This window comes from Streptomyces sp. NPDC046122 (assembly GCF_056429965.1).
Genome location: NZ_JBWKLQ010000043.1, coordinates 1 through 3,911, shown reverse-complemented (window position 1 = coordinate 3,911; position 3,911 = coordinate 1). Strand labels below are relative to the sequence as shown.

Sequence of the window (3,911 nt, the reverse complement as noted above, 5' to 3'; positions counted from 1 at the left end):
CGGTCAGGCCCCCACCCTCCGAATACCTCACCTCACCGGCATACCGCAGGGATCATGAACCGTCACTACCCGACGACAACCCGAAAACCTCAGTACCTCGCCGGGCTCCACCTCCGCGCCGCCATGATCTGGATCGACGACCTCCTGAAACCCGCCGACTGATCACAACCTCACACAGGCCCTAGCCCACCCACACACCTTCAGCGCGAGCGAGCGCGCCGTCCTTGTGTCACTCGCCGGGCTCATCGCCCAGGCCATGGACCGTGCGCTGCTGTACGACGCCAAACACGACCTCGCCCACGGCCTCCAGCAGGCCCTCCTCCCGGCGACCCTGCCGCCCGTCCCCCACCTCGCCGTCGCCGCCCGCTACCTGCCGGCCGCCCACGGCATCGACATCGGCGGCGACTTCTACGACCTGATCCGCCTCAGCGACACCACCGCCGCAGCCGTCATCGGCGACGTGCAAGGCCACAACATCAACGCCGCAGCCCTCATGGGCCAGGTACGCACCGCCGTCCACGCCACCGCCGGCGCACTGCCCGGCGAAGTTCTGGCCCGCACCAACCGCGTCCTGATGGACCTCGAAACCGACCTGTTCGTCTCCTGCCTGTACATCCACATCGACCTCGCCGAACGACGGCTCCACCTGGCCAGCGCAGGACACCCGCCCCCACTGCTCCGCCACCCCGCCCCCGCACCGCACACCGTCGCACTCGACGTGGAGCCCGGCCCCTTGCTCGGCATCCGCACGTGCACCGAAGCCGACTACCCCGTCACCACTCTCCCCCTGCCGGCGGGATCCCTCCTCGCTCTCTACACCGACGGCCTCGTGGAAACTCCCGACACCGACATCACCGACTCCATCACCGACCTCGCCAACCACCTCACCCAAACCGGTGACCAGCCGCTCGACGCCCTGGCCGACAGCCTCCTCCACCACGCCGGCCTTCAACACCACCCGAGCACGGACGACATCGCCCTGCTGCTCCTGCGCAGCCGATAGACACAACAGACCGGGCCCATCCCAGGCCCCGGGGATGTGCCGAACGCCCAGCCCCCGGCCGCCCCGCGCGTTGGCGACGTTCTTGCGCACCCGCAGCAGGCGCACCGGCTGAGCGAGCACCAGCGCAAGCAGCTCGCGGGACTCGGAAGCCCACGATGCTGGTCGCGTTCGCCCGCTAGAGCCGTGACGGCATCTTCGCGGTGCTGGGCACCAACCTCCGCTTCACCGCGGTCCCGGCCGCAGGATCCGTCGCCGGAGCGGTGCTGGGCGGACTGCTCCGGGGCGTGATCCCGGGGGACCCCCTGGTGCTCATTCCCGCCCTGGTCGTCATCCGGTTGGTCTCGGAAGTCAAGTTCACCCGTCACGACTGACTGCGCCGGAGCGCAGGAGATCAGCCCTTTCCAGGACCTCAACTGCTCACACCCAGAGTGCGGTCGCCCGTGGACGCCCCCTGGTCTACTCGGGGGTCTCGACGGCGCAGGAACCGTGGCCCCAGCCCTCAGGGTTCTTCACGATCGTCTCACCCTTCGCGTACGGCCGCCCGCAGCGGCAGCGGCCGGCGAACCGGGCCTTGACCGAACCACCCGCCGAGCCGCCGGCCCGAGACCGCTGCGCCGGCCGACGGGCCCGAGCCGCTGCAAGGGGCCGTACGCCCGTCTCGATCGGCGGCAGAGCACATCCCGCGTCAGAGCCCGCCGCTTGCTGCGTACGAGCCGCGTGACTGGCCGCCCGGTCGGCCGCGGCGTTCAGCCGGTCACCATCGACCTGGTGGGCCGGCGTATAGACGAACTCCACCACTCGACCGGTCAACAGCGCATCGATGGCCACCACCAGATCCCGGTTCGCCACCGGCGTGCCCGCGGCCGTCTTCCACCCCTTGCGGCGCCACCCCGGCAGCCATGTCGTCACCGCCTTCATCGCGTACTGAGAGTCCATCCGCACCTCCAGCGGCACGGCCGGATCGGTGGCCTCCAACAGCTCCCGCAACGCCGTCAACTCAGCCACATTGTTGGTCGCCTTACCCAACGGACCCGACTGCCACCGCCCGACGTCACCCTCCGCATCGGCGATGACCCACCCCCAGGCCGCAGGCCCCGGATTTCCCTTCGACGCCCCGTCACACGCGGCAACCACTCGCTGAACCATCCCCCGATGCTGCCACGAACCCCGCACGCCCCCGTCACCGGACCACACCAACGCGCAACATCGGCGCAGCGGACGTACAGCCATCGGCTGTTCGGCCCGTTGACGTCACCTCGGCGGCTACGCCGGCGTGACAGCGTGGTGACGAGGACGCCCAGCCGGCCGGGATCAGCGCGCCCAGTACCGCAGTGGATCCATGCGGCAGACGGCGATCCTGCGCCACGTTCATCTGCGGTGGCGCTCTTCTCATACGCCGCGGATGCCTCGGGACCGTTCATCTAGCATCCGGTCATGGCGATGTTCGTGCACGTGACCTCGGCGGCGAACGCGCCGCGCATCCGGCGGTCCGGGATCCGTGCCGCGGGTTCCCGACAGGGCGGTACGCGCGGCGTGTACTGCTTTCCGGTACTGCCGTCGTACACCCTCACTCATCAGTGGCTGCGTGAGTTGGCCCGTTTCGGCAGCCGGGGAGGGCTCGTGGCCGTCCATGTACGACTGGACGACGACCAGCAGATGCTGGTCGGGCGCTACGCGGACCGGTCGCAGGATGCTCAGGCCACCGTTCCAGCGGTCGAGGCAGTGCGGCGGATCACCGCACTGGACGATCCGTGCGGCTGGGAGGTGTTCGTGCCCCGGGCAATCCGGCCACGTGAAGTGCACCGGATCCGCCCGGTGCCACAGGTGGTGGGATGGCGGTACCAGCCAAACGCGCACGGCGTCCGCCCCTGCACCTGCTTCGGCTGCCGGGTGCGCGGCGGGTACGGGGCGCAGCGTCTGCGGGAGCGGTTGCCGCACCCGCTGGACGGTCCGCCGCCACCAGCCAGGGTGCTGCTCGCCCGAGTCACGGCGGCCGGCGACCTTGGAGACCCGGCTGTGCTGCGGGAGGCACTGCACTGGTTCGGAATGCGCCGACGGGGCCCGCTGGCCCAGCTGACCCGGTTTGCCGCCCATCCCGACTCCAGCGTGCGGGGCCGACGGGGCCCGCTGGCCCAGCTGACCCGGTTTGCCGCCCATCCCGACTCCAGCGTGCGGGAGGAGTTGGTGTGGGCGATCGCCCGCTGGTCCACCCCTGGGGTCGCCGAGCTGCTGGACACTCTCGCAAACGACCCGTGCGCCGACGTCCGGGAGGCGGTAGAGGCGGTCCGAGAGTCGGATTGACCACTGGCCCCCTTGGAATCAATCATCTGGCCGAACCTTCCGAATGACGACCAGGCTCAAATACGACTCCGGGCCGACGGTGTTCCCCTACCGGGGGGAAAAGCCCGACTCGGGGGAAACCTTGCACAGCGCCATCGAGACCAGCGACTGCAAGGTCGTAGACAGGGCGAACGGAGTCGGCGACTTCGTAGAATGGATGTACATCGACCCGCAGCACCTTGACTTCATAGACAGGATGTCGGCACCGGGGGAACCGCTGCTCGGTTCTTCCTCGCCGATGACGCCCACGACACCGACGACGAGAACCTCCCATTGCAGCTCATGCGGGCCGCACGCGTCACTGTCAACGCCTCGACGGAGCCGGTCGCCACAGGAAAGACGATCATCGTTACCGGGCTGCTCACACGGGCGAACTGGGACACCCACACGTGCCATGGGTACGCGGGCCGCACGGTGAGTCTCCAGTTCAAGGCAGCGGGTGCCTCCTCGTACACGACGGTGCACCATCCGACTACTGAGGTTTTCGGGTTGTCGTCGGGTAGTGACGGTTCATGATCCCTGCGGTATGCCGGTGAGGTGAGGTATTCGGAGGGTGGGGGCCTGACCG

General features: G+C 69.1%; 3 protein-coding genes and 1 pseudogene. 3 read left to right on the top strand and 1 reads right to left on the bottom strand.

What is annotated here, in order from left to right:
- Positions 1-187: 187 nt before the first annotated feature.
- Positions 188-1,003 (top strand): annotated as a pseudogene (locus AC07FK_RS34050) (PP2C family protein-serine/threonine phosphatase); the annotation flags it as partial.
- A gap of 200 nt (positions 1,004-1,203) precedes the next feature.
- Positions 1,204-1,374, top strand: a complete 171-nt coding sequence (locus AC07FK_RS34045; protein ID WP_479108768.1) for a hypothetical protein — start codon at positions 1,204-1,206, stop codon at positions 1,372-1,374.
- A gap of 85 nt (positions 1,375-1,459) precedes the next feature.
- Here AC07FK_RS34045 and AC07FK_RS34040 read toward each other — a convergent pair whose 3' ends face one another.
- Positions 1,460-2,149 carry a ribonuclease H family protein gene (locus tag AC07FK_RS34040; protein ID WP_479108767.1) on the bottom strand — a complete coding sequence of 230 codons (690 nt, stop codon included), beginning with the start codon at positions 2,147-2,149 and terminating at the stop codon, positions 1,460-1,462.
- Between the two features lie 288 nt (positions 2,150-2,437).
- Here AC07FK_RS34040 and AC07FK_RS34035 point away from each other — a divergent pair, with 288 nt between their 5' ends.
- Positions 2,438-3,304, top strand: coding sequence for a HEAT repeat domain-containing protein (locus AC07FK_RS34035; protein ID WP_479108766.1), 867 nt, complete (start codon positions 2,438-2,440; stop codon positions 3,302-3,304).
- Positions 3,305-3,911: the final 607 nt, after the last annotated feature.